We start from the raw sequence: 24,471 nt of genomic DNA, 5'->3' as shown, positions 1-24,471 counted from the left end.
CGCTAGGCGGCGGTGGCGTGCCGGATGACGATGTTGCCGTAGGAGTTGCGTGCGTACACCTGCACGGTTTCCTCGTTGTCCTGCGGCCGGCCGACCGGTTGCATCTGGTTCTGCACGGTGCCGTACTGGGCGTTGACCTCCAGATGTGCCGCACTGCCCGGGCGGATACCTACTTCCAGCTCGCCCATCGATGTCTCCAGCCGGAGCACGCCGCGCGACGCTTCGCCGATGCGGATGTCGCCTTTCGCGGTTTTCGCGGTCACCGAACCGTGTGGGCGCTCGATGATGATGTCGCCTGCGGAGATCTCCAGGTCGCACTGGCCGAGTTCACCGCTACCCAGCAATCGGCCCACAGCGGCGGTGCCCTTCAGCCGGGAGCCGGTGGGCACCTCGATGGTCACCTCGACCGACGGGTTGCCACCGAAGGGGGTGTACGTGCGCCATCCTTTCGGCGTCTTGACCGTCAGTGTGCCTGCGGCGAAATCGACCTCTGTCTGCTCGGCGGCACGCACGTCACCGGTCTTGGACGCATCGGCCGGCCTGACCTCGACGACGGTGTCGGTACGGTCCGAGGCGATGACCGTGACGTTGCCGGACAGCACCTCGACGGTGACGGCGATCGGTTCCGGTGTCTCGAATGCGGGCATGGCTGTTCTCCTTCAGCGCGAGTTGGCTTGTGAACCGGACGGCGGGTCAGCGGACCCAGCCGGTGAGCTGCGCTTGCTGTGCCGCTCACATGAATACTGTCGCCAGCCCGGCTGACACCGGCCTGACGCCGACCTGACATGCCATCTGACACGGAGTTCGGCCTGGTCACAGTGGATAAAGGTGACGAGAAGGCACCGGCCTGGGTATCAACAAGGCATCGTCGACAGCATGATGCTCGACAGCGAGGCCGATGCGCTCCACGAGTTCGGCCCAGCATTCCGCGGCTGCGAAAACCGAAGGCTTCCGAGGAGCGGCGGAGCCCAGGTGTACCCGTCCAGCGTTGGTCACATCGTTGAGGTCGGGCGCGATTCACAAATCGGGGTTGACCCTCACGCTGCGTGAGGCTCCAGGGTGGGTGCATGAGTGACTACTACAACGCGTTCGAGATGAGTCCCGTGCCCGCTCCCGGCCCGGATGCGGTGGCGCCGGAGCCGTTCCGTGGCATCTATGGAATGCCCGCGTTCGTGACGATCCCCACGAGCGATTTGGCGGAGTCGGTGGACTTCTGGATTCGTGGGCTCGGGTTCATCGAACTTTTCAGCATTCCCGGCAAGGTTGTGCACCTGCGCCGGTGGGCGTTTCAAGACGTACTGCTCATCGCGGCGGCGAGCGTTCCGGAGCAGACACCAGAGATCAGCTTCAGTTTCGCGTGCGTGCTCGACCAGGTCGATTCCCTTGTCGAGGCTTGTCGTGCCTTGCGCCCGAACTCGGTCGATGGCCCACGGGATACTTCCTGGAACACCCGCGATGTGGCGGTGATCACCCCCGAGAACGCACGGATCGTTCTCACCGCGGCCAAGCCCTTCGATCCGGCAAGTCAGGAGGCACGCGACCTTGAAGCCGTCGGGATCACCCCACCGGGCGTCGGTCGCGGCGACAATGCGGAGCATGCCTGATGCCATTGACGCCGATGGCCTGACCGTCGGTCAGGTCTGGACGCGTCTGGGCGTGACAGTCCGCGCGCTGCACCACTGGGATGAGATCGGTCTGGCGCGACCGTCGCTGCGCACGGCCGCCGGATACCGGCTCTACACCGCTGGTGATCTGGAACGCCTACACCGCATCGTCGTCTACCGCGAGATCGGTCTCGGCCTGGACAGGATTCAGGCCATCTTGGACGACTCGACCGCAGACGTGCCCGGCGCATTGCGCGCGCAGCGCACCCAGGTCGCGGCACGGATCGACCGCCTCCAGCAGCTCAGCGCCGGGCTGGATCGGATGATCGATGCCCACGAGCGCGGCCTGCTGCTCACCGTCGAGCAGCAGGCCGCGATCTTCGGCCCCCAGTGGAACCCGGACTGGCCCGCCCAAGCCCGTCAGCGCTACGGAGACACGACGCAATGGCAGCAGTACGCCGAACGCTCAGCCTCTCGCGGTCCGGAGGAATGGCAGGCCATCGCCGACGCCGTCGCCGGCCTCGAACGCGCACTCGGGGATGCGATGGACGCCGGCGTCACACCTGGTAGCCCAGAAGCGAATCGACTCGTCGAGTGGCACCGCGAAGTTTTCGCTTCGTACTTTCCCCTCACCAGGCAGATGCAGGTCTGTCTCGGCCGCATGTTCGAAGCCGATCCGGGGTTCGCTGCCCATTACGACGGCATCCGCGCCGGCCTTGGCACGTGGTTGCGTCGAATCATCGACGCCAGCGCCCGCGCCCACGGCATCGACCCCGACACCGCGAGCTGGCAGTAGAGCGCGGGTCCGGAAGCCCGCACCCCGGCATGCCCGTGATCTTGTGCTCGCGGCCATGTGGGGGGGGTGGGCATCAGGGTGTGATTCCGGTGAGGGAGAGGAATTCTTGGCGGGAGCGGGCGTCTTCCCGCAGGGTGCCCAGCAAGGTCGAGGTAACGGTGGTGGCGCCGGTGGCTTGGACGCCGCGCAGGGTCATGCATGTGTGTTCGGCTTCGATGACGACGCCGACGCCTTGTGGTTGCAGGTGTTCGGCGAGCCAGTCTGCGATCTGTTTGGTGAGTCGTTCCTGGACTTGGGGGCGGTGGGAGAAGTGCTCGACGATGCGGGCGAGTTTGGATAGTCCGAGGATGCGGTCGCCGGGCAGATAACCGACGTGGGCGACCCCGACGAACGGCAGCAGGTGGTGTTCACATACCGAGCGCAACGGGATGCGGCGGGCGAGGACGAGTTCGTCATAGCCCTCTTCGTTGGGAAAGGTTGTCAGGTCGAACGGCCGTGGGGTGAACAGTTCGGCGTAGGCGCGGGCCATCCGCCCGGGAGTGGCACGCAGATGTTCGTCGTCGAGTCCGATACCGAGCGCGGTGAGGAACTCACCGGCAGCACGTTCGGCGGCAGGCATGTCGATGGTGTGGACCGGTTCATGGACAACGCGTAGCGCGGGGCGTGACACGGGCTAGCTCCCACCGACGCCGAGAGCGGTCAACAGCACCAGCACGACGGTGGCGACAGCGAACACACCGTGCCCACCGACGATCGCGACGGGGAAATGCCGTTCGGCCGGAGAATCCTGCGCTGGGGTGGCACGGTCGCGGTAGACCGGAAGCCACCGTGCCAGCATGGTGAAACCGAGCAAGGCGACCGGCACCAGCAGTGCGAACGCGGTCCAGGCCAGCGCGTCGGTGTCGGCGACCAGATACGCGATCCAGACGACGAGCCCGGCGACGGCGAGCAGGAAATGACCGAACACCACTGGCGGTGGCAAATGGGTGGTAGCCGATTGCCGTGTTCCGCCCTTGGTGATCCACGTGCCCAGCAGGACGAACCCACCGGCGGCTGTCGACAACCAGGTGATCAATGCCGCGATGCCCATGATCTGCTCCTCGGAAGTTCGGATCGAATGGTGCAGTGCCGAAATCCGGCGGCCCGGGTGGTTTCGTCGGCCACGCGGACGCCGTAGCGGTAGGCGAGTTTCCGCCGAGATAGCCGCAGACTGCCAGCGCCGGGCTCACCGGCTGCTTGCCCTGTTGCGGTTCGCCGCTCATCGCACCTCCGCATCGGTCCATTAATACCAAAAATTATTGGCGAAATTACTACGTCAGTCAACCCATCACTCATTCTGGGCAGGAACTGGCATTTTCGCCTACTCTGATATCCGTTATCATGGTCTAGTGACCAACGAAGCGGCGATCGGCGCCGTCGCGGTTCTCGATGACGACTCGCGGCGCGGGATGTACTGGTTCATCCGGCGAGCCCGTCGGCCCGTCACCCGGGACGAAGCCGCGGCCGAGGTCGGGATCTCCCGCAAACTGGCCGCGTTCCATCTGGACAAGCTGGTCGACGCCGGACTGCTGCGCGCTCGGTACGAGGCACCTGGGGGCGTTCGCCGCGTCGGGCGAACCCCGAAGGTCTACGAGCCCACCGACGCCGATGTCCGGGTGAGCATTCCCGATCGCCGCTACGAGGTGCTTGCCGAAATCCTGATGGGTGCCGTGCTGAGCGAGCGCGACGAGGAAACAGCGCGCGAGGCGGCGATGCGGGTAGCGCAGCGACGCGGCGAGGAACTCGGCGGCGCCGAACGGGAACGAACCAGGCCCGGCCGACTGGGGGTCGAGCGCGCTCTGACCCTGATGCAGGGCATGCTCGCCGAACACGGCTTCGAACCCAGCCGCGAAGCGCCGACCTGCGTGCGACTGCGCAACTGCCCTTTTCACCCGCTGGCGACGACCGCCCCCGAGTTGGTGTGCAGTCTGAACCATGCCTTCTGCTCCGGCATACTGACCGGTCTCGGCACCGACAGCGTGCACGCGGTACTCGCACCACGGGAGGGCGAATGCTGTGTCGAAGTGCGCGCGACAACCTGAACCACCGCCGATCCGCAGTTCGACCGGATGCCGCGCCGCTTTCCGCCGACCGCGGGGGCACATCGGAGCGTGGCGGCGTTGCCGGTATGTCGCCGAAGAACGGCTCGATGTCGTTGCCGATGTGGGCGTACTACTTGCGTCGAACGGGATCGAAGCCGCCCCACAGCTGTCCGGTGGGGCGGGTCAGCCGGTCGGTCAGGCGGAAGCCTCCGGCGCCACGGCGCGGTGACGGACGCGGTCGCTGTCGTATGACTGGAACTGAACCTGCCAGGCGATGGAGCCGTCGGTGCGGTGCCTGGGGGCGTGGGGCGAGCATGTGAAGGTGTTCCCTCCGTCGGAAACACTTCGGAATGCGGATCGAGAACCGTCTATCGGCAACAGGGTGACATGAAATCGATGCCTACTGCGGCGAACGCGCTCTTGACTTGGCGTTCTATGGGTGGGCCTAGGAGGACTTGAACCCTAGGCCTCATGCCCGTAAAAACTGCTGGTCAAGACCCTGATTCGCAAGCTCACCAGTGGTTCTGACGTACATCTCAGGACGTTTGGTTACGTTTCGGTACCCGACCTTACACATTTGTGGTGACAGCGTCACCAGGGATTTCGCCGAGTGGGGAGCGAGGGTTGGTGACGGCGTCACCAGCCTGAACCAGACCAGCGGGGCTGCAAATCACGCCGTCAGCGTGAGCATCTCTGATCGCACTCGCGGTAGTCTGCTGGCGATTACCTGTGCTGCGGACTCACTTGCGGCGCGGTCGTTGTGACCGTATCGGCGATCGGTTGTAGTCACCGATTCGTGTCCGGCGTCGCGGGACACGACGAAGAGCGGCACCCCGTCCTGCAGCTTCCACGATATGCCGGTGTGCCGCAGTGTGTAGGGCGTCAACCGCTTCACGCGCAGACTGTCGATGGTGGACGCGAACCGCTCCAGCAACTCTTCTGGGTCGCCGCCCTGCCAGCGCGACTTGCGTGTGAACAGGGAGAAGTCGCCGCACGCGAGTGCGTCCAGGCGCCGCAGGGCTGGTTGCCATGCGTCCTTGTAGAAGACGGCCGCGGTGATGGGCGTGCCGATCACCGTGTGGAACAGCAACTCCTCGCCACGACGCGTGAGGTTCAGCCGGTCGAGGGTCTCCAACGGCACGTTCACCGTCCGCACACCCCGCTTGCTCTTCGGTCTGCCCAGCTTCAGCTTGCTGCCTGCGTCTTTCCACGCCTTGTTGATCCGCACCGCGCCGGTCCTGCGATTGATATCCCGCACCAGCAACGCCCCGACTTCACTCGGTCGCGCCATCGACACCAACCCGAACTCTGCCTGCGGACGCCACCGCGGCGCCATCAACTGCTCGAACAACTCCCACTCATCGTTGTCGAAGATGTCGATCTCCGGCGTATCATGACGCGGCAGGCGAGTGCCCGTACACGGGTTGAACGGGATCAGCGGTTGCGGGCGCTGCTCCGCGGCCGCCCGCATCCCCGCACACAGGAATCCGTGCTTGTTCTGGATTGTCTTCGGCGCGTTGCCCTTGTCCTGCTCCAGATACACCACCCACGCCGCATCAGTGTCCTGCGTGATTGCCGCGATCGGCAGATGCCCCATGAACTCGTCGATGTCGTTGCGGATGTAGCCGTGGTACTTGCGGCGAACATCTTCCTGGATCCCGGTGAGCCGGTCGGTGTAGTGACGCAGCCATTGGGACAAGGTGATGTGTTCAGGACGGCTACCGCGCTGGGCTTCGAGTACCTTCCGTGCCACTTCGACGCCGACCCGGGCGAGCAGCGCCGCCCACCGCGATGCTTCCTCGTAGTCGTCGAACGTCTCAGCCGACTGGCGCCGACGACCGCCGACATCGACGCTGAACGGCACTTGCCAAGCCACGGTCCCGTCCTTGCGCGGACGAGGACGAGCAGTACGCACTATCCGTTACCTCCGGTCCGATCGAAAGGCATCACTGTCGGATACAGGCTGTCACCCACCGCAACGATCACGGCAGCCACAACGTGCTTGTTGCGGTCATGTTCGGCGTGCGAGTGGGGGAATCTCCCAGGGTGCAGCAGTAGTCCATGGGAGTCGTGGTGATTCCGCGACAGCATAGATCCCCCCGTTCGAGGTCGGTTGCGGGCGGGGTAGATCGGTGTCGAGTGGATCGGGCTTCGGCCTGCCACGGCAACGCGCCGTCGGCGTCCTGGCCCTCGTGCTACATCCACTCACGGCCGTTCGGCTCGGGAGAACTCCTCGAGCGTCCACCTTTCACGGAGGTTATTCGGAGCCTCGGGGCTGTTCCCTTACCCCGATTTCGCCGGCGATGAGGCCTTCGGCTACCGCAGCGCGGGCCTTCTTGGCCGCCTCGAGCGCATCGTGATACGCCGCGATCTGCTCGTCGTAGGCGCTGAGCGCTGACCCGGTGGCTTGTTGCTCGGCGATCGGTGGGATCGTCATTTCCAACTTTCCCAGCGCCTTAGCGGTGATCGAGTAGACCACGCTGCCGCTGGATCGCCCTTGCATCCATCGCAAGATTCCTGGGCGGGATAAGAAGGACAACAGGTAGTGCGGGTCGAGATCTGGTTCGCGTACTCTCAGCCGAATCAGGTTCGGCCCGAGTAGCGCGCCCGCGTGTTCTTGGGTGACGATGACCGGGTCGCCGACCGTACCGGTTCGAACCACGACGATGTCGCCAACGTGCAAGATGAACTGCTCCATCTGACGCATCTGGTCTTGGCCTAGGCAGTCGAATTCATCGAGCACGATACGTCGGTCCCGGAGGTGCTTGTTGAGGATGATCGGGATTCCCTCCGCTGTGCGGTGCTCCTTCCGAACGTGGCTTGGTGAAGGGCCCGGCTGGATGTCACACACATCCTCCAACCGACGAACCTGCCATTCCGACGGCAGCCACGGTCGCAGTTCAATTCGATCGATCCGTTTTGTGGCCCGCGCGACAACGTCGGCCGAGGTGTGCGCTACCGTCCGCGCTTCCTTCGCCATCCGGAGCAGTTCACCTTGATGCCGTCGCTCGGACGACTGACGATAGCTGGATGGATCGAGTGCATACTCGGCGGCACGAATCCCCCGGGGGGTTACCACGATCGCATGGCAGTTGGGAATTAACATACGAGTCGGCCCCGGCGGCAGAGCATCTGCCGCGTCGAGCTGTTCGATGACGGCGGCGACCACGTCCTGTGGCAGTCGGTTGCGGCCTCCACTGGCCGCGACTCCCGCCAACCGAGCGTCGATGAACGTTACTGCCGTCGCTGAGCCCTTCGGATGTTGCAGCACCCAGATCGTCCCGGCGAGGTCGGTTCCGCGAAACAGCCTGTCCGGCAGCGCGATGATCGCTTGCACAGCGCCGGCTTCCACCATTCGCTGACGGATCTCGCGCTCGCTGCGATTGCTCGACAGACCCGCTCTAGCGGGCATGAGCACTGCCGCTCGACCTGTCGGCCGCAGTTTGGAAATGGCGTGCTGTAGCCAGGCGTAGTTGTCGTTGTGCGGTGGTGGATCGCCGAAAGGCCATGCGACGGAGGTGTTGTCGTCGCGGTACTCGGACTTGAGGTTGAACGGTGGATTGGTGATGACCACGTCGGCGAGGTGTACTGCGCTGTCATCGGTGATCCATGGTGCCGAGGTGCCGGGTCGCAGGGTCGCGGCAGTGCCGACAGTTGCAAGGCTTAATCCGGCGAGGCGCAGCAAATCGGAATTCGGGCTGCTTCCATGGGCAGTAATGAGGCATCCAGGCTGGTATCTGCCCGCTGCGGATCGCAGCAGTTCCCCACCGCGGATATGGGGATCGTACAAAACGGCGCTGTCGGCGGTCGGGTCAACGACAGCACCGACCATCAGGTCGACCACGGCGGGTGGCGTGAAGTACTCCGTGCTACCGAGCTCCGCCTCCGCGTCGTATCGCTGAACCAGGTAGGCGACAGCCCGCGGTCCGAGCACCTGAATTATCTCGAACAACCGCTTCACCTCGGCAGACGGCTGCGGACGTAGGGAGCCGAGGATGGGTGACATGTTCACCGCGATCCCGTATCGCCGGACAGCGGCATCGAGATGCCGCCCGAGTCGAGTGAGCACTTGGGGTTGAGTTGAAGGCGTCTGAGCCAGTCTCTTGAGTTCTTCCCACGATTCCGGATCGCAGACGCGCAGGAAGATCATGCACATCGCCGCAGTGATGCGATCGGTGTTCGATGAGGAGCTGCCCCGACCCCATTTGCGCAGCAGCTCCAGGAGGTCGCGCACCACGGTGGAAAGCTTTTGGGAATCGTCTGGCTCTTCGATCTCGGCCAGACGACGGCGTTGCTGTGCCGCCAGCTCCCGCCGCACGCGCATCCCGTAGGTGAAACCCTCATGCTCGCCGTCACGCAAGCCGCTCGGGATGGGACGTCGGCCCAACCACTCGAGCGTGCGGGCGAGATCGTAGTACTGACGCCCTCGGTCATCGGTGGCTACGGGGCCGGGAAAGTCGGGGTGGCGGTTCTCCCAGATTTTGAATGTCGCGCTGTTGACTCCCGCGAGTTCAGCGAGTTCTGATCGGCTGATCAGCGACGTAGTGAACATGGGATCGTTCACTGCTCGCCGCGCTCTCGACGGAACATGCTGCGAACACTGTCTCGAAGGAATACCAGAAGGCCGTGAGCGTCCCGCCTTCGTTTCGGATCGGGATGGAACAAGTTGACGCCAATCGCCAACAGGAACACCACACTGGTGACCAACGCCCACCACACGAGTACACAAGTTACCGCCGCCTTGCCGCCGGCCAGCATGTCGAACATCGTCGTTATCCTCTCGGTTCGGATCGACGTCCAAACTAGAGCCTTCAACCTCACTAGTCGACACGACGCTTGACAGACCGTTCAAACCGCGATGACCGTTACAGCTGAATCCGCGATGCTCTCAAGGCGAAAAACCCGAGGTAAACTCGCATTTCCTGGCACTTGAGCTGAACCTCCACACCGCTCTGCCGCTGCACCGCATAGCTGCGCACCGACAGTGCGCGGAACTATTCCATGCCATTTTGCTTCGCGAGTAGTGCTGGACCTCGCAGAGCGGAGGCGGGCCTCGACGTATCGGCCAGCCCCAGGAAGCTGCGCTGAGATGTGCTCTGGAGCCGCTGCACAAAGCATCCGGTGTGCTCGTCTTCCAGCCCTACGAGGGTGACCGCTGCGCAACCTCCGGCGGCGGGCGCGATCGCTGAGGACGTCGTCCGCGCACCAAGAAAAAACGGAACCCCAGCGAGGGCTGTGGTCATACGACCGGCCGATCCATTCTGGCTTGGTTGTCCTCCCACCAACCGCCGATCGCGTGAGGCGCGTCTGCCGACTACATCACTGCGGTCCGCCGTACGACGGATGGGCGGCAACGGAACCTGTTGCGCGCCTGATGCGTCCTATAGTTCGTAGGCGATCTGTGGAGTGCGCTACGAGGGGAGACGGCATGTCCGATGAACTCCAGGTCGAAGTCGAGCGGCTGCGCGATGCCTCGCGGTTCATCGCCGATAAAGCCCAGCTCGTCTGTGATCGTGTTGCCCAGCTGGACAACACGATAGGCAAAGAACTCCTCGCCGACGGCTGGCGTGGTAGCGCGGCATCGGCCTACGACGAGTCATGGATCGAATGGAAGCAAGGCGCCGACGATATCGTCGCCGCGCTCGAAACCTCGGCCGCGAATCTCGCTGATGCCGCCAACCGGTACGAACTACGCGATACCACCAACCGCGACGCGATCACCCAACTGGGAAACCAGCTGTAACCATGGCTGACGACGACTACAGCTACCGAGTCGACCTACAGCAGCTCGATGACGCGATCACGACGATGGAAAAGTTCGGAAAAGACGTCGAGGGCTGGCTGCAAGAGGTCGACCAGCACATCGCCGATCTACAGCTGTCCTGGTCGAGCCCGGCAGCGCAAGCTCAGAGAACCGCCCACGACCGCTGGATGGCCGGCGCGGCGGAGATGCGCGAAAACCTCGATGAACTACGTGAGGTAGCGCGCCGCGCCCACACCAGCTACACCGGAGTCGCTGAAACGAACCTCGGGATGTGGCCCTGATGGCCCCTACCACATTCCCGATCATCGTTTGCCGTCACCGGGAATATCACTCGGCCGGAGAGGCTTTCGCGTCGGTCCGAGACGGCGGCACCGAGGTCCACGCCGCGCTGGTTCGCACACTCACCGGCTACGGCGGGATGGCCGGCACCGACAACGCGGGCCGCGAATGGGCCAAAGCCTATGACGAGGCCGCGGGACTGGCGTTGCAAACCTCGGCCAAACTGGTCTCGGCGTGTGGACGCACCGGTGATCTTCTCACCGCGGGCGCCTACAACCACGCTTCCGGCGAGGCTGCGGCCAACCCTTCCTCCGTCGCTGCGCCCCCGACACCGACCTTGGGTTTTGAGCCGTGTCTGGCGCTGTTCGTCCCATCCGCCTCCGGCGCGGCCGGGCCCGAGCCTTTCGGGTGGTCGCTGGTCAATGCGGTGTCCGGGCTGGTGTGGCCCGACGGTCACCAAGACCAGCTCAGAGCCGCCAAAACAGTGTGGTACGACGCTGCCGCCGCGCTCGGCGACTCCTCCGCTGCGATCCCCGGCGCAGTGGACATGCTGGAGAACCAGCAATCACCGGAAATCCCCAACGCTGTCCGAACCTGCAACGAGATGGGTATCGACCTCGGCCAGCTGGCAGCCTCCTTCCGGTCGATCGGCGATGCCTGCGGCGAGTACGCCCAACACCTCGATGACGCCCACCATCAGATCCTCGACGAGCTCCGCAAGATGCTCATCGAAACCGCGGCGGTCGAAGCGGCCATCCAGGTCGGCGCGTTCTTCACCGCCGGACTGTCCGAGCTGGGCAACGTCGGTGTCGTCGCACGCATCAGCATGTACACCGCGCGGATCGGCAGAATCATCACCGAACTGGTCACCAAAACCACCGCCATCGCTCGCCGCGTGACCGGTGTCATCGGCACCACGCTCAAAGCTATATTCTCCCGACTCGGGCGCTGGCTCGACCAAGCCGTGGCCAAGATCTGGCGAAGCGGTGACGCCGCACCCCAACTCTTCTCCCGCCGAGCCGCACGCAACAACATCGAAGTCCTGGAAAAGGGCGACAACCTCGTCCCGATGACCGAGGACGCCATCAGATCCCTCGCCGAACGGGCAGGGATCGACCTGACCGGAGTAGAGATCGTCGTCGCCAGGGACGCCGAAACCGCCCGCTACTTCGACTACTGGGACGCATGCGCCCAAACCCCGCACGAACTCGGCGGCCGCCAAATCATCTTCGGCCCAGCTTCATTCATGGACGAGGAAACCATGGTCGCCACCATCGCCCACGAAGTCACCCACACCCGACAAATCCGCGAAGGACTGACCATCAACTCCCAGACACTCCGCGACGTCGAAGCCGAAGCCTACGCAAGCGAAGCCGGCCCCCTCGCCCGATTCAGAGGAGCACAACGATGACTCCAGTCGACTTCACAGTCACCCACCTCTGGGACCTCCCCCACCGCGGCGGCCTGCTGGTCACCGGCCGCCTCACCTCCGGCACCATCGGACCCGGAGACATCCTCCAAGACTCAGCCAGCGGCGAAACAGTGCGGATACTCGGCCTCGAGCTACACGGCAGCCGTGAACCCGAAGAATTCACCCTCGTCATCGACCGCCGCGACACCGACCACGTGCGAATCGGCCAACGCCTCATCAACCCAACCACCCCGACCGCACCCGGCACGGAGAACCGATGACCGACCTGCCGCAGTGGGAACAGCACCTCCAGCACGAACTCGCCGAAATCCGCCGCAACAGCCAACGAGCAGCCAAAGCCATCCAAGCCGTGCGCGGCCGCAGCGAAACCCGCGGCATCACCATAGAAGTCAACGCCAACGGCGACATCACCACCCTGCACATCGCCCCAGGCGCCATGAAATGGTCCAGCACACAGCTGACCAATGCACTCCTGGAATGCCACCGCCAGGCACAGGCGGACGCAGCGTCCAGAGCAAGCAAAGCCGCCCGCACAGTCGATCCGCGGATCACTGCCGAGCTACAGCAACTGCGGAACATGGCCGCGCCCGAACCGACAAAGCCACACCGACCTCCTCTGACTGAAAAGGAGATCCAAGCCGCCGACGACGCGTACTTCGAACGCATGAACCGACACGGCTGGAGCACGTGATGGTATTGAACCGTCGCCAAGGCTGCGGCAGCCTCGAATGAGGCTTTCAGACTCCCTCGCGCGCAGTTCCGAAGCCCCTCTTGAGCGCCAATACTCGCGCACGAAACAAGGACTTGGGGAATACTCCTCGGCCATGAACAGGGGGGTCGGAGAACCCGCCCCTCCGACCCCATCGTGGTGAAAGAGCAGGTGGAAAGGCTCACTCGGCCGACCGTCACCGGTTGTTTGGTGACAATGTCACCAGAAAATCAGGACAAAAAAGACAGCGAACCGACAAGAAACAGCATTCCAGCTGGTGTTATAGCCAAATCACATGGTGGGCCTAGGAGGACTTGAACCTCCGACCTCTTCGTTATCAGCGAAGCGCTCTAACCGCCTGAGCTATAGGCCCGTACCGATGTCGTCGCGTGAACAACAACGTGTAGAGACTACACAACACCTCTTCACTCAACCAAAACGGCTGGTAGAGGCCCTACTGCCCGTCGCTCGCGGCAGTGGGGGCAGCGTCGGTCGAGGCGCGCCCGGCGGCAGCGTCGGCCGCACTGGACAGCACCAACGGAAACGGCCGGTACCCGCGCCGTGAGAGCGGGTACCGGCCGTCCGGAACGATCTGTGATCAGTCGGGGTCGGCCAAGGTGACCTGGATGCCGCCGACGAGATCGCAGCACTGGTTGTAGATGAAGGTGCCGACAGTGCCGAGCGCGGTGAACAGCACAACGTTGATCAGGCCGATCACGCCCGCGTAGCCGAAGACCGTGCCCGCGTCGATCAGCCCCACCGAGCCGCTGTCCTGGGACACCATGTCGGTGAAGGTGTTGTTCAGGCGCTCCCATACGCCCATGCCCTCGAGCACGATGTACAGCAGGCCGACCGCCAGCATCCATACGAAGAACATCGCCACGCTGATGACCAGCGAGATCTTCAGTGTCGACCAGGGATCGATGCGGCGGATCTGCACCGTGGCCCGCAGGGGCTCGCCGGAGGCGACGGCGGCGACCGCGACCGGAACCGCGGGCGAAACCGGCCCGGACTGCGGACCGGGGGCTTCGCTCGGCGGCAGCGGATGCCGGATCTCGGACAGGTCGGGCATGTCCTTGATCAGCTCCGGCCGCGCGATGCTGCGGGTGGGCCCGTCGATGCCGACGGACTTCACCATCGCCGCTTCCTTGCGTGCCGCCTTGGCCGCCAGGTCGGCGGTGGTGCGGGCGTTGGACGCCCCGCCACCGAGACCGACCGATCCGCCGCCCGCCGAGTTCGGGCGTCCGGTTACCGGCGCCTGACCAGGGCGGTACAGGTTGGACTGCGGCTCCCGCTGCGGCAGCTGCGACCACCCGTCCTGGTACGGCGACTGCTGCCCGCCGTTCGCGGCACCGACCGGTTGCTTGTCCTCGCTCTCGGGCGCGGACTGCGGGGCTTGATTGTTGATCCGCGCCGTCTTCTGGTCGAAACGGTCCTGGCCGTCACCACCGGGCCCCTGGTCCGGCGCACCTTGCTGCGGCGCGAAATCGCCCTGCTGATCACGCATCTCGGGCGGCTGGGTGTTCGGTTGGTTGCCACCGGCCTGGTTGGCCGGCTGCCCACCCGGGTGCCCGCCGGGCTGCGGCCCGTTCGGGTGCCCGCCGGACTGCGGCCCATTCGGCTGGCCCTGGAGCCCACCCGGCTGCGGGCCGCCCGGATGGCCGCCGGGCTGCCCGGCGCCAGGGTGCCCGCCAGGCTGACCGCCGCTTTGCGGGCCGCCGCCGGGCTGACCGTTCTCGGCCGAGGCGACCGGCCGTGGGATCGGCCGCGGCGGGATCGGTGACGGTGCGATCCGCTCGGTCACACCGTTCGTCTGGTGCCGCTCGTCATTCGGCTGATTCGGAGTGGTCAATGGGAATCCTTAGATCCGTTCGTTGCCGCCGCTGTTGGGTTACTTCTCGGAGGAGCCGGTGTCGCCGCCGCCGACGATTTGATCGGGATCGGGCTCATCGGCATTGCGCGCGATCGCAAGCAAGGTATCGCCCTCCGCGAGGTTCATCAATCGCACGCCCTTGGTCTGTCGTCCAGCCTTACGAACCTGCTTGGCCGCCGTCCGGATGACGCCGCCACCGGAGGTGATCGCGTACAACTCATCTTCGTCGTCGACGATGAGCGCCCCGACCAGGGTGCCACGTTTCGCGTCGAACTGGATGGTCAATACGCCTTTACCACCGCGGCCCTGCGGAGTGTATTCCTCGATGGCGGTCCGCTTGGCGTAACCGCCGGACGTGGCGACCAGCAGATATGTGCCGTCTCGAACCACATTGAGCGACAACAGTTCATCGCTGTCGTTGAACCGCATGCCCTGCACGCCGGAGGTGGCGCGCCCCATCGGACGCAGCGCTTCGTCGGTGGCCGAGAAGCGGATCGACTGGCCCAGCGCGGAAACCAGGAGCAGGTCCTCTTCGGCCGAGCAGAGCACGGCGCCGACCAATTCGTCCTCGTCGCGCAGGTTCACCGCGACGATGCCGCCGCTGCGGTTGGAGTCGAAATCGGTCAGCTTCGACTTCTTCACCAGGCCATTCTTGGTGGCGAGCACCAGATACGGCGCGTCGTTGTAGGACTTGATCTGGATGATCTGGGCGATCTTCTCGTCCGGCTGGAAGGCCAGCAGGTTCGCCACGTGCTGGCCGCGGGCGGTGCGGTTGGCCTCGGGCAGCTCGTAGGCCTTGGCACGGTAGACCCGTCCCTTGTTCGTGAAGAACAGCAGCCAGTCGTGCGTCGAGGAGACGAAGAAGTGCTTGACGATGTCGTCCTGCTTGAGGCCGGCGCCCTGTACGCCCTTGCCGCCGCGCTTCTGGCTGCGGTAGAGATCGGTCTTGGTGCGCTTGGCGTAGCCGGTCTCGGTGATCGTGACGACCACGTCCTCGCGCGCGATCAGATCCTCGTCGGCCACGTCGCCGTCCGCCGCGATGATCTTCGTGCGCCGATCGTCGCCGTACTTGTCGACGATCTCCCGCAGCTCGTCGCGGACGATCGCGCGCTGGCGCTCCGGCTTGTCCAGAATGTCCTTGAGGTCGGCGATCTCGAGCTCGATCTTGGCGAGCTCGTCGACGATCTTCTGCCGCTCCAACGCCGAAAGGCGCCGCAGCTGCATGTCGAGGATCGCGGTCGCCTGGATCTCGTCGATGTCCAGCAACCGCATGAGGCCGGTGCGCGCGGTCTCGGTGTCGGCCGAACGGCGGATCAGCGCGATGACCTCGTCCAACGCGTCCAGCGCCTTGACCAGGCCGCGCAGGATGTGGGCCCGTTCCTCGGCCTTGCGCAGCAAGTAGCGGGTGCGCCGCACGATCACGTCGAGCTGGTGGTTGACGTAGTGCCGGATCATCTGGTCCAGCCGCAGGGTGCGCGGCACCCCGTCGACGATGGACAGCATGTTCGCACCGAAGCTGGTCTGCAGCTGGGTGTGCTTGTAGAGGTTGTTCAGCACCACCTTGGCCACGGCATCGCGCTTGACGGTGACCACGATGCGCAGACCGGCGCGGTCGGAGGACTCGTCGTGGATGTCGGAGATGCCCGCGATCTTGCCGTCGCGCACCTGCTCGGCGATCGAGGAGATGAGGTTGTCCGGGTTGACCTGGTAGGGCAGCTCGGTGATCACGATCGTGGTGCGGCCCTTGTTGTCCTCCTCGATCTCGACCACGCCGCGCATGCGGATCGAGCCGCGGCCGGTGGAGTAGGCGTCGTGGATGCCCTGGCTGCCCACGATCAAGCCGTCGGTCGGGAAGTCGGGGCCCTTGACCCGCTCCATACACGCGGCCAGCGTGGCTTCCTCGTCGGCGTCGTAATGCTCCAGCGCCCAGTAGATCGCCTCGGCGACTTCCCTGAGGTTGTGCGGCGGAATGTTGGTCGCCATGCCGACCGCGATACCGCCCGAGCCGTTGATCAGGAGGTTGGGCACCCGGGACGGCAGAACCACCGGTTCCTGCGAGCGGCCGTCGTAGTTCGGCACGAAATCGACCGTCTCGTGGTCGATCTCGCGCAACATCTCCATCGCGATGGGCGTGAGCCTGCACTCGGTGTACCGCATGGCCGCCGGGCCGTCGTTGCCACGAGAACCGAAGTTTCCCTGCGGATCCACCAGCGGGTAACGCAGCGACCACGGCTGCGCCATGCGCACCAGGGTGTCGTAGATCGGTACGTCGCCGTGCGGGTGGTAGTTACCCATGGTCTCGGCCACCGGGCGCGCGGACTTCACGTAACCGCGGTCGGGCCGGTACCCGTTGTCGTGCATCGCGTAGAGGATGCGCCGGTGCACCGGCTTCAGGCCGTCGCGCACATCGGGCAGCGCGCGGCCGACGATCACGCTCATCGCGTAATCGATGTAGCTGTTCTGCATCTCCTGCTGGATATCGACCGGCTCGATGCGCTCGCCGCCGGTCGGGGGCAGGGTGGTGTCGGTCATGAGGTCTCCTGTGTCTTGCGGCTGCTCGGGCGTCCGCCGGGCGTCATGAGCGCCGCAAGATGGTGTAGTGCGGGATCGTGGGTTCGCGCGTCACGAGACGTGCACGGGCTCACAGATCGAGGAAGCGGACATCCTTGGCGTTGCGGGTGATGAAGCTGCGCCGCGCCTCGACGTCCTCGCCCATCAGGACGCTGAACAGTTCGTCGGCCGCGGCCGCGTCGTCCAACGTCACTTGACGCAACAGCCGCACCGCCGGATCCATGGTGGTCTCCCACAGCTCCTTCGGGTTCATCTCGCCGAGACCCTTGTAGCGCTGCACACCGTCGTCCTTGTTGATCTTCTTGCCCGCCGCGAGACCGGCTTCCAGCAGACCGTCGCGCTCGCGGTCGGAGTAGGCGAACTCCGGCTCGGTGCGCTGCCACTTCAGCTTGTACAGCGGCGGCTGCGCCAGGTAGACGTGACCGTGTTCGACCAGCGGGCGCATGAACCGGAACAGCAGCGTGAGCAGCAGCGTCGAGATGTGCTGACCGTCGACGTCGGCGTCGGCCATCAGCACGATCTTGTGATACCGCAGCTTGCTGATGTCGAACTCGTCGTGGATACCGGTGCCGAAGGCGGTGATGATCGACTGGACCTCGTTGTTCTTGAGGACCTTGTCGATCCGCGCCTTCTCGACGTTGATGATCTTGCCGCGGATCGGCAGGATCGCCTGGTACATCGAGTCACGACCGGACTTCGCCGAGCCGCCGGCGGAGTCACCCTCGACGATGTAGATCTCGGACTTGCTCGGGTCCTTGGACCGGCAGTCGGCCAGCTTGCCGGGCAGACCGCCCAGGTCGGTCGCGGACTTGCGCCGCACCAGTTCGCGAGCCTTCCGCGCGGCGACGCGGGCCTGCGCCGAGGAGACCGCCTTGTTCACGATGGTCTTCGCGTCGGCCGGGTTGGCCTCGAACCAGTGGGTGAGGTGCTCGTTGCAGGTGCGCTGCACGAACGACTTCACCTCGGTGTTGCCGAGCTTGGTCTTGGTCTGGCCCTCGAACTGCGGCTCGCCGACCTTGACGCTCACGATGGCGGCCAAGCCCTCACGGATGTCGTCACCGGTGAGGTTGCCGTCCTTCTCCTTGATGAGCTTCTTGTCCTTGGCGTACTTGTTGACCACCGTGGTCAACGCCGCGCGGAAACCCTCTTCGTGCGTGCCGCCCTCATGGGTGTTGATGGTGTTGGCGAAGGTGTGCACCGACTCCGAGTAACCGGAGTTCCACTGCATCGCCACCTCGAGTTCGTGGCCGGTGCCTTTACCGGTGAACCCGACGACCGAATTGTGGATCGGCTGCTTGGTCCGATTGATGTGACGGACGAAGTCCTCCAGACCACCCGGGTAGTGGTAGGTCCTGGTCTTCACCTTGTGCTCGACGGGCGCACCGCTCTCCGCGGCGTGCTTGGGCGCATCGGCGGTTTCGCTGACCACCTCGTCGATGACCTCGGAGTCACTGACGCGTTCGTCGGTGAGCTTGATGGTCAGCCCCTTGTTCAGGAACGCCATCTCCTGCAGCCTGCGGGCCACCGTCTCGAAGTTGAAGGTCGTGGTCTCGAAGATCTCGGGATCCGCCCAGAAACGGATGGTCGTGCCGGTCTGCTTGGTCGGCTCACCCTGGGTCAGCTTGCCGGGGATGGCGTCCTTGTAGGTCTGGCTCCAGTGGTACCCGTCCCGGTCGATCTCCGCTTCCAAGCGGGTCGACAGCGCGTTGACCACGGAGATACCGACGCCGTGCAGACCACCGGATACCGCGTAGGAATCCGAGTCGAACTTGCCACCCGCGTGCAGTTGGGTCATGACGACCTCGATGGTCGGGACACCCTGGGCGTGCATCGCCACGGGGATGCCACGACCGTCGTCGACCACTTCGACGCCGCCGTCGGCCAGCAGGGTGACCTCGACCTTCGTCGCGTACCCGGCCATCGCCTCATCGACGGAGTTGTCGACGACCTCCCAGATCAGGTGGTGCAGACCACGCTCGCCGGTGGAGCCGATGTACATGCCCGGACGCTTGCGGACCGCCTCGAGCCCCTCGAGAACCGTAATGGAGGAGGCACCGTAGTCCTGCTTCCCGGTCGCTCTGGTCGAACCCGATGCGTTGGAGTCTTTGGCAGCCACTGGTCGGTAGCTCTCCTTACTTGCTGATCCCGGCATAGAGCGATCGGACAGCGCACGTGAGCCCTGATCATGTCTGCTCGAGAGATAGGGTCCACGCGCGGACTGTGCGGAACGCGCCGAAGGTATCGCCGCTAGTTACGTCACCATCCTACTGGTACACCCAACTTACAACCCACCTCCGACACCCCTCACAGCGCCGTGGATGCGAGAAATCGGATCCCGGCGACTCGGTTCCGCCTTCCGGCGGTTTTGATCCATCAGAATTGGGCTGAGAGATGCGTTGGCGGGGTCCCCTGTCGGCGGCCGTCGCGGATCAGCACGCGGCGTCGATCCGATCGATGAAGGCGGCGGTGCGGCGCGCCAGCTCCGCCGGGTGCGAGATCGGCGACCAGTGCCGCGCCGGAATCTCGACCCGGGTCAAACGTCGTACCCACCGGTCGGCTTCGGCGTTCGCCACCGGCCGCACGGCACGGTCACCGGTGGCGACGATCAGCTGGACGGGCACTTCGATCGGACGCGGCCGCGGATGACGCAGGTGGGGCCATATATTCGCGCGGTAGAGCTTCAGGCTGTTGATCATATCGGTGCGCAGCGTCGGCGCCGTCTCCACCAGCGCGGGATCCAGGCCGTCGAAGAATGCGAGGAAGCGCGGCCAGCGGCCGGACAGCAGCCGCAGCACCGGATCCGGCACTCTCGGGATCTGGAACGCAACGGTGTATGCAGAGGCAGCGGCTTGGGCGAGAGCGCCACGCAGCCGCGCCGGGGTGAGCGGGCCACGCAGATAAGCGCCGAGGAAGTCCAGATTCGGCCCGGAGACCGAGGTGAACGACGCGATCACGGAAGCGGCGTCAGCGGCGGCGGCCGCCTCCCATCCGATCACCGAGCCCCAGTCGTGTCCGAGTACGTGCACTCGCTCGCCCGGCGCGACCGCGTCTATGACCGCACGAACATCCGCCGCGAGCTCTTCGATCCGATACGCCTCGACCGCTGTCGGCGCCGAACTGTCACCTACACCCCGGTTGTCGAAGGCGATCACGCGGTGCCGACCGCCGAGCAGGGCCGCGACCCGGCTCCACAACAGATGAGTGTCGGGCCAACCATGGATCAGCAGCACCGGCACCCCCTCCGGATTGCCGCACTCGTAGACCGCGAGTTCGACGTCGCCCCGGCGAACCGACCGGGTCGCGGCAGCCGAAAATGGTCCGACCGATGTGGTGATCGCCATGGAAACCCTTCCGCCCGGACGATTCGGCCCCGGTGCCGCGAACCCGGAGGCGCGACGTCGTGCCGAAACGTTCCACGTGAAACGCCGATTTCGGATAAACGTAACACCAGGTATCAGATACTTCTCGGATAGGTCATCCGTAGGTGTCGCGCGGTCCTCGGCCTCTGATATGCCGCTCGCCCTTGCGCCAGCTCGGCGCGGCGGGCCCCGAGATCTTCAGAGACGTCACCACGCCCTGTCCGACCGCGGCGTTGATCTTCGCGAGGATCTGGCCCTGCAGCATCCGCAGCTGGGTCGCCCACGCGGTCGACTCGGCGGAGATGCTCAGGACGCCCTCCTTCAAGGTGACGGGTGTGGCGTGCGCGGCGATGTCCTCACCGACCACCTTCGACCAGCGACCGAAGACCATGCCCTCGGCCACCTTGTTCGACCATCCACGGTTCTTGGCGATGGAGCCGGCCAGCTTGGACAACGGCTGTGGATCGCGGTCGTCCGGGCCCGCGCCCGACCATCCGGTGCGCCTGCGCGCGCCGGGCCGCAACCTACGCTGGGGTGAGGAACGACCCTGACCGACAGCTTTACCACTCGCCCGTGCCGCGGCGCGCGCTTCCTCCAGGGCACGCCGCGCCAGGTCGATTCCGCGCAATTCGGGTTCCGAACCTGCGGATTCGGACTCCACGGGCTGATCGCTCATCGCCTCTCCCTTCGCGGCACTACCTTGTCCCCAGCTTCGATCAAGTTGTCCCCAGCCTGCGCCGAAGGTTGCCGGGGGCGAGAAATCTCTGCACGAAGCGCCGAGATGGCTGACGAGACCACCTTCTCGCCGCCCAGAAGGGCGAATTCCTCCACTAGATCGGCTACTTGCTTGACAGTTGCTGAATCGAGTGCGGCGGCATCGCCCACCAGGGTCGGACGAGTTTTCCACAGGTGTTGGGGAATCGGTTTCAGCTGTTGACAACCTCGTCGTTCCCGACGAGTGGTCACTGTAGTGGACCTGGGCGGCGGATGCGGAGGCGCGGATCGCCTGTCCATTCCGCCTGTGGATAGCTACGGCGGCCGGGATTCGGTCGAGCCGGTGACCGGATCATCTTGCCTCTCGGATGTCGGCCACGCGGCCTCGTCGTTCGGCTGTTCGCCACCGAGATCGCCGCTGCCGGGCGAGTCTTGCGCGAGTATCCGGGACACACGGCCTTCGGGAGCGCCGGCGGTTTCGACTCGCAGCGGCACGGCGGCCAGCTCGGCCGGCACGTCCTCCGGTACGGCCGCCGTGATCAGCACTTGCTCCGCGCCCGCGGCGACGGCCGCCAGGGCAGCGCGGCGACGACGATCGAGCTCGGCGAACACGTCATCGAGCAGCAGCACCGGTTCGGCGCCGGTCGCGCGCAGCAGTTCGAACGCACTCAACCGCAGGGCCAGCGCGAACGACCAGGACTCGCCGTGACTGGCGAACCCCTTCGCGGGGGAATCCCCGAGCAGGAGGTCCAATTCGTCGCGATGCGGGCCGACCAGGCACACCCCGCGGTCGAGTTCCCTCGGCCGGGCGGCGGCGAGTTCGCGCAGCAGGATCGCCTCCAGTTCCCCAGCGTCCTCCGGGCCCGGTGGTCTCGCCGGATCCAGGAACTCCGGGGGCAGCGCTGCGCTGCGATAGGCGATCGAGGCGGGCCGCGACTCGGGAGCGATCGAAGCATAGGAATGGGTGAGATACGGCGCGAGATCGTGCACCAGGCGCAGCCGCTGGGCAAGTAGAACGGAGGCATGTGCGGCGAGGTGTCCGTCCCACACGTCGAGGGTGCTCAGATCCGTCTTCGACCTGGCTTGCCGACCGGCGGTTTTCAGCAGCGCCGACCGTTGGCGCAGTACCCGGTCGTAGTCGCCGCGGACGGCGGCCAGTCTGGGCAGGCGGGTTGTGCACAACTCGTCCATGAACCGGCGGCGCTCTCCGGGATCACCGCGGACCAGTGCGAGATCCTCGGGCGCGAACAGCACCGTTTGCAGGATCCCCAGTATTTCCCTGGTCCGGCGGACCGGCGAGCGGTTGATCTGTGCGCGATTGGCGCTGCCCTGATTCAGCTCGATATCGATGCGCAGTTCGCGGCCGGTGTTGACCACCGTGGCGCCGATCCGAGCCCGCGCGGTACCGGTCCGGATCAGCGGCGCCTCCGTGGCGACACGATGTGACCCGAGGGTGGCCAGGTAGCCGATCGCTTCCAGCAGGTTTGTCTTACCGTTGCCATTCGATCCCAAGAAGACGGTGCAACCTGGGGATAATTCGAGTTCCGCATGCTCCCACGAGCGGAAGTCACGCAGCGACAGAGCCCGGACGAACATCCGCTATCGCGCCCCTGCCTGGGCCGAAGCGGACATTTCCGCCGATCGGTACATCGCGACCGCGCCGGTCACTGTTCGTGCGGCGTGCGGTCTCCTTGTGGAACACCTGTGGATAAAGCGTGACCCCAGCTGCGCGGGAACAGAACTCCGCGACGTCGCTGGGGATTTTCCGGCGGCATGGTCGCGCACCCGCGCCGGACCACGCGGCGCGGATCCGCACGATATCCGATCATGCACAGGCGATCAGCCCGGCAGCCGGACCGGCATCAGCAGATAGATGTACGGGCTCGACAGCGCCGCGAACGTCCCGGAGTCGAGCACCTCGGGCTCGTCTTCGGACGCAGGCAGCAGCACGGCGGGCCTGCTCGGCGTGGTGAATCCGAAGGTGACCCGGTCGGCATGCAGTGCGGACAAGCCGTCGACGAGATAACCGGGGTTGAACGCGATGGTGAGCGATTCACCGCGGAAATCGGCCTCCAACCACTCTTCGGCCCGGCCCGCGTCGTCTCCGCCCGCGGACAACAGCAGGCCGTCGGAAGAGAACTCCAGCCGCACCTGAGCGCCCCGTTCGGCGACCAGCGCGACGCGCTTGATCGCGTCGGTCAGCGTGGCGACGGCGAGGGTGGCGATCGAGGTGTGTTCCTTGGGAAGCAACTGGCGGAACTTGGGGAATTCCGCATCGAGCAGCCGGGTGGTGGTCCGGCGGCCCGCGTTCACGATGCCGAGCAGGCCGTCCGCCCCCGCACCGGTGCCCAGGGACAGCTGGACGGGCGCGTCGGAGGGTCCGAGCGTCTTGGCGGCTTCCGAGAGCGTCCTGGCCGGTATGAGCACCGAAGTCTCGATGTCGGCGCGCGCGGGCTGCCATTCGATGTGCCGGACGGCGAGGCGGAACCGGTCGGTGGCCGCGAGCACGACCTGCGATCCCTCGATCTCCACCCGGATACCGGTCAGCATGGGGAGGGTGTCGTCGCGGCCCGCTGCGACGGCGACCTGGCCGACGGCTTCGGCGAAGACATCCACACTCAGCTCACCGGTCTGCTGCGGCACCTCGGGCAACTGGGGATAGTCCTCGACCGGCATGGTCGGCAGCGAGAACTTCGCGCTGCCACAGGCGATCAGTACGCGGGTGCCGTCCACCGAGACGTCGACGGGCTTGTTGGACAGCGCCTTGGTGATGTCGGCAAGCAGACGACCGGAGACGAGCACCTTGCCGGGCCCCGCGACCTCGGCCGCGACCCGCACCTGCGCGGAGACCTCGTAGTCGAAGCCGGAGACGGTCAGACCGTCCTCATCGGCGACCAGCAGCACACCGCCGAGCACCGGAACCGGAGGCCTGGACGGAAGACTGCGCGCCACCCAGGCGACGGAGTCGGCGAAATCCTCGCGGGCGACCCGAAACTTCATGCTTGCAAGCTCCATCGCCCGATCTGTCCTCTCCCGGTTCCGTGATCTGTTGTCGGCTCGTCAGTGTCGGTGCTCGAAAGGGTCCTGCCGAATCGGCCGCCTTCGCAGTCTGGCACAGGCGACCGACATCAAACCGTACCCGCGCGCGGGGCGTGCACCTAGCCCGACCCTCCGGCGCCACGAATGGCCGCGTCCTGAGCACCGCCGGAGAGGCCGGTGACAGCGGGAGGCGGCGGGTATCTCGCGAAGTGGCGGGTATCTCGCGAAGTGGTGTCCATACCCCCGATCG

General features: G+C 65.4%; 22 protein-coding genes and 1 tRNA gene. 9 read left to right on the top strand and 14 right to left on the bottom strand.

Annotation, left to right across the window (positions count from 1 at the left end):
- Window positions 1–2: 2 nt before the first annotated feature.
- Window positions 3–647, bottom strand: coding sequence for a DUF4097 domain-containing protein (locus tag K8O92_08845; protein UAK33988.1), 645 nt, complete (start codon window positions 645–647; stop codon window positions 3–5).
- 420 nt (window positions 648–1,067) lie between these two features.
- On the opposite strand from K8O92_08845, the gene K8O92_08840 reads away from it, so the two are divergent.
- Window positions 1,068–1,604 (top strand): VOC family protein, encoded by a 537-nt coding sequence (locus K8O92_08840; GenBank protein ID UAK33987.1) that lies wholly within the window; start codon window positions 1,068–1,070, stop codon window positions 1,602–1,604.
- Entirely contained in the window at window positions 1,597–2,400 is an 804-nt protein-coding gene (locus tag K8O92_08835) for a MerR family transcriptional regulator (protein ID UAK33986.1), read from the top strand. The genes K8O92_08840 and K8O92_08835 overlap by 8 nt, the downstream gene beginning before the upstream one ends.
- A gap of 73 nt (window positions 2,401–2,473) precedes the next feature.
- Here K8O92_08835 and folE read toward each other — a convergent pair whose 3' ends face one another.
- Both folE and K8O92_08825 read right to left on the bottom strand, forming a co-directional pair.
- Window positions 2,474–3,019: a GTP cyclohydrolase I FolE gene (gene folE, locus K8O92_08830; GenBank protein ID UAK35548.1), complete on the bottom strand. Its 546-nt coding sequence runs from the start codon at window positions 3,017–3,019 to the stop codon at window positions 2,474–2,476.
- A 54-nt stretch (window positions 3,020–3,073) separates the two neighbouring features.
- Window positions 3,074–3,490, bottom strand: a complete 417-nt coding sequence (locus K8O92_08825) for a hypothetical protein (protein ID UAK33985.1) — start codon at window positions 3,488–3,490, stop codon at window positions 3,074–3,076.
- Window positions 3,491–3,788: 298 nt separating this feature from the next.
- Between K8O92_08825 and K8O92_08820 the strand changes: the two genes are divergently transcribed.
- Entirely contained in the window at window positions 3,789–4,481 is a 693-nt protein-coding gene (locus K8O92_08820) for a helix-turn-helix domain-containing protein (GenBank protein UAK33984.1), read from the top strand.
- Window positions 4,482–5,151: 670 nt separating this feature from the next.
- Here the strand turns inward: K8O92_08820 and K8O92_08815 are convergent.
- The 3 genes from K8O92_08815 to K8O92_08805 form a co-directional block, all read right to left on the bottom strand.
- Window positions 5,152–6,357: a tyrosine-type recombinase/integrase gene (locus K8O92_08815; GenBank protein ID UAK33983.1), complete on the bottom strand. Its 1,206-nt coding sequence runs from the start codon at window positions 6,355–6,357 to the stop codon at window positions 5,152–5,154.
- 381 nt (window positions 6,358–6,738) lie between these two features.
- Entirely contained in the window at window positions 6,739–9,045 is a 2,307-nt protein-coding gene (locus K8O92_08810; GenBank protein UAK33982.1) for an N-6 DNA methylase, read from the bottom strand.
- Window positions 9,042–9,248, bottom strand: a complete 207-nt coding sequence (locus tag K8O92_08805) for a hypothetical protein (GenBank protein ID UAK33981.1) — start codon at window positions 9,246–9,248, stop codon at window positions 9,042–9,044. Before K8O92_08805 ends, K8O92_08810 begins: the two co-directional genes overlap by 4 nt.
- A gap of 661 nt (window positions 9,249–9,909) precedes the next feature.
- On the opposite strand from K8O92_08805, the gene K8O92_08800 reads away from it, so the two are divergent.
- Genes K8O92_08800 through K8O92_08780 form a run of 5 tightly spaced genes read left to right on the top strand, consistent with a single transcriptional unit; the run spans window position 9,910 to window position 12,647 of the window.
- On the top strand, window positions 9,910–10,224 hold the full coding sequence (locus tag K8O92_08800) for a WXG100 family type VII secretion target (GenBank protein UAK33980.1): 315 nt from the start codon (window positions 9,910–9,912) through the stop codon (window positions 10,222–10,224).
- Between the two features lie 2 nt (window positions 10,225–10,226).
- Window positions 10,227–10,526, top strand: coding sequence for a WXG100 family type VII secretion target (locus K8O92_08795; GenBank protein UAK33979.1), 300 nt, complete (start codon window positions 10,227–10,229; stop codon window positions 10,524–10,526).
- Window positions 10,526–11,935, top strand: a complete 1,410-nt coding sequence (locus K8O92_08790) for a hypothetical protein (GenBank protein ID UAK33978.1) — start codon at window positions 10,526–10,528, stop codon at window positions 11,933–11,935. The genes K8O92_08795 and K8O92_08790 overlap by 1 nt, the downstream gene beginning before the upstream one ends.
- The gene (locus K8O92_08785) at window positions 11,932–12,216 is read left to right on the top strand and encodes a hypothetical protein (GenBank protein ID UAK33977.1); all 285 of its coding nucleotides are present in this window, start codon (window positions 11,932–11,934) and stop codon (window positions 12,214–12,216) included. The genes K8O92_08790 and K8O92_08785 overlap by 4 nt, the downstream gene beginning before the upstream one ends.
- A complete protein-coding gene (locus tag K8O92_08780; GenBank protein UAK33976.1) occupies window positions 12,213–12,647 on the top strand; it encodes a YbaB/EbfC family nucleoid-associated protein in 435 nt (144 codons plus the stop codon). Before K8O92_08785 ends, K8O92_08780 begins: the two co-directional genes overlap by 4 nt.
- Window positions 12,648–12,961: 314 nt before the next feature.
- On the opposite strand, the gene K8O92_08775 is transcribed toward K8O92_08780, so the two are convergent.
- A tRNA-Ile gene (locus K8O92_08775) sits at window positions 12,962–13,038 on the bottom strand.
- Window positions 13,039–13,263: 225 nt separating this feature from the next.
- Window positions 13,264–14,172 carry a DUF3566 domain-containing protein gene (locus tag K8O92_08770; protein ID UAK33975.1) on the bottom strand — a complete coding sequence of 303 codons (909 nt, stop codon included), beginning with the start codon at window positions 14,170–14,172 and terminating at the stop codon, window positions 13,264–13,266.
- A 21-nt stretch (window positions 14,173–14,193) separates the two neighbouring features.
- Here K8O92_08770 and K8O92_08765 point away from each other — a divergent pair, with 21 nt between their 5' ends.
- Window positions 14,194–14,448 (top strand): hypothetical protein, encoded by a 255-nt coding sequence (locus K8O92_08765; protein ID UAK33974.1) that lies wholly within the window; start codon window positions 14,194–14,196, stop codon window positions 14,446–14,448.
- Window positions 14,449–14,556: 108 nt separating this feature from the next.
- Here the strand turns inward: K8O92_08765 and gyrA are convergent, their stop codons facing one another.
- From gyrA to dnaN, 6 genes are all read right to left on the bottom strand, one after another.
- A complete protein-coding gene (gene gyrA, locus K8O92_08760) occupies window positions 14,557–17,070 on the bottom strand; it encodes a DNA gyrase subunit A (protein ID UAK33973.1) in 2,514 nt (837 codons plus the stop codon).
- 109 nt (window positions 17,071–17,179) lie between these two features.
- Complete coding sequence (gyrB, locus tag K8O92_08755) at window positions 17,180–19,225, bottom strand: DNA topoisomerase (ATP-hydrolyzing) subunit B (GenBank protein UAK33972.1); 2,046 nt, start codon at window positions 19,223–19,225, stop codon at window positions 17,180–17,182.
- A gap of 313 nt (window positions 19,226–19,538) precedes the next feature.
- Window positions 19,539–20,450 carry an alpha/beta fold hydrolase gene (locus K8O92_08750; GenBank protein ID UAK33971.1) on the bottom strand — a complete coding sequence of 304 codons (912 nt, stop codon included), beginning with the start codon at window positions 20,448–20,450 and terminating at the stop codon, window positions 19,539–19,541.
- A gap of 133 nt (window positions 20,451–20,583) precedes the next feature.
- Window positions 20,584–21,144 (bottom strand): DUF721 family protein, encoded by a 561-nt coding sequence (locus K8O92_08745; GenBank protein ID UAK33970.1) that lies wholly within the window; start codon window positions 21,142–21,144, stop codon window positions 20,584–20,586.
- Between the two features lie 353 nt (window positions 21,145–21,497).
- The gene (gene recF / locus K8O92_08740) at window positions 21,498–22,778 is read right to left on the bottom strand and encodes a DNA replication/repair protein RecF (protein UAK33969.1); all 1,281 of its coding nucleotides are present in this window, start codon (window positions 22,776–22,778) and stop codon (window positions 21,498–21,500) included.
- A gap of 243 nt (window positions 22,779–23,021) precedes the next feature.
- Window positions 23,022–24,197: a DNA polymerase III subunit beta gene (gene dnaN / locus K8O92_08735; protein UAK33968.1), complete on the bottom strand. Its 1,176-nt coding sequence runs from the start codon at window positions 24,195–24,197 to the stop codon at window positions 23,022–23,024.
- Window positions 24,198–24,471: the final 274 nt, after the last annotated feature.

It is taken from the genome of Nocardia asteroides (assembly GCA_019930625.1).
Classification (GTDB): domain Bacteria; phylum Actinomycetota; class Actinomycetes; order Mycobacteriales; family Mycobacteriaceae; genus Nocardia; species Nocardia sputi.
This window is presented reverse-complemented; position numbering and strand designations above follow the sequence as displayed.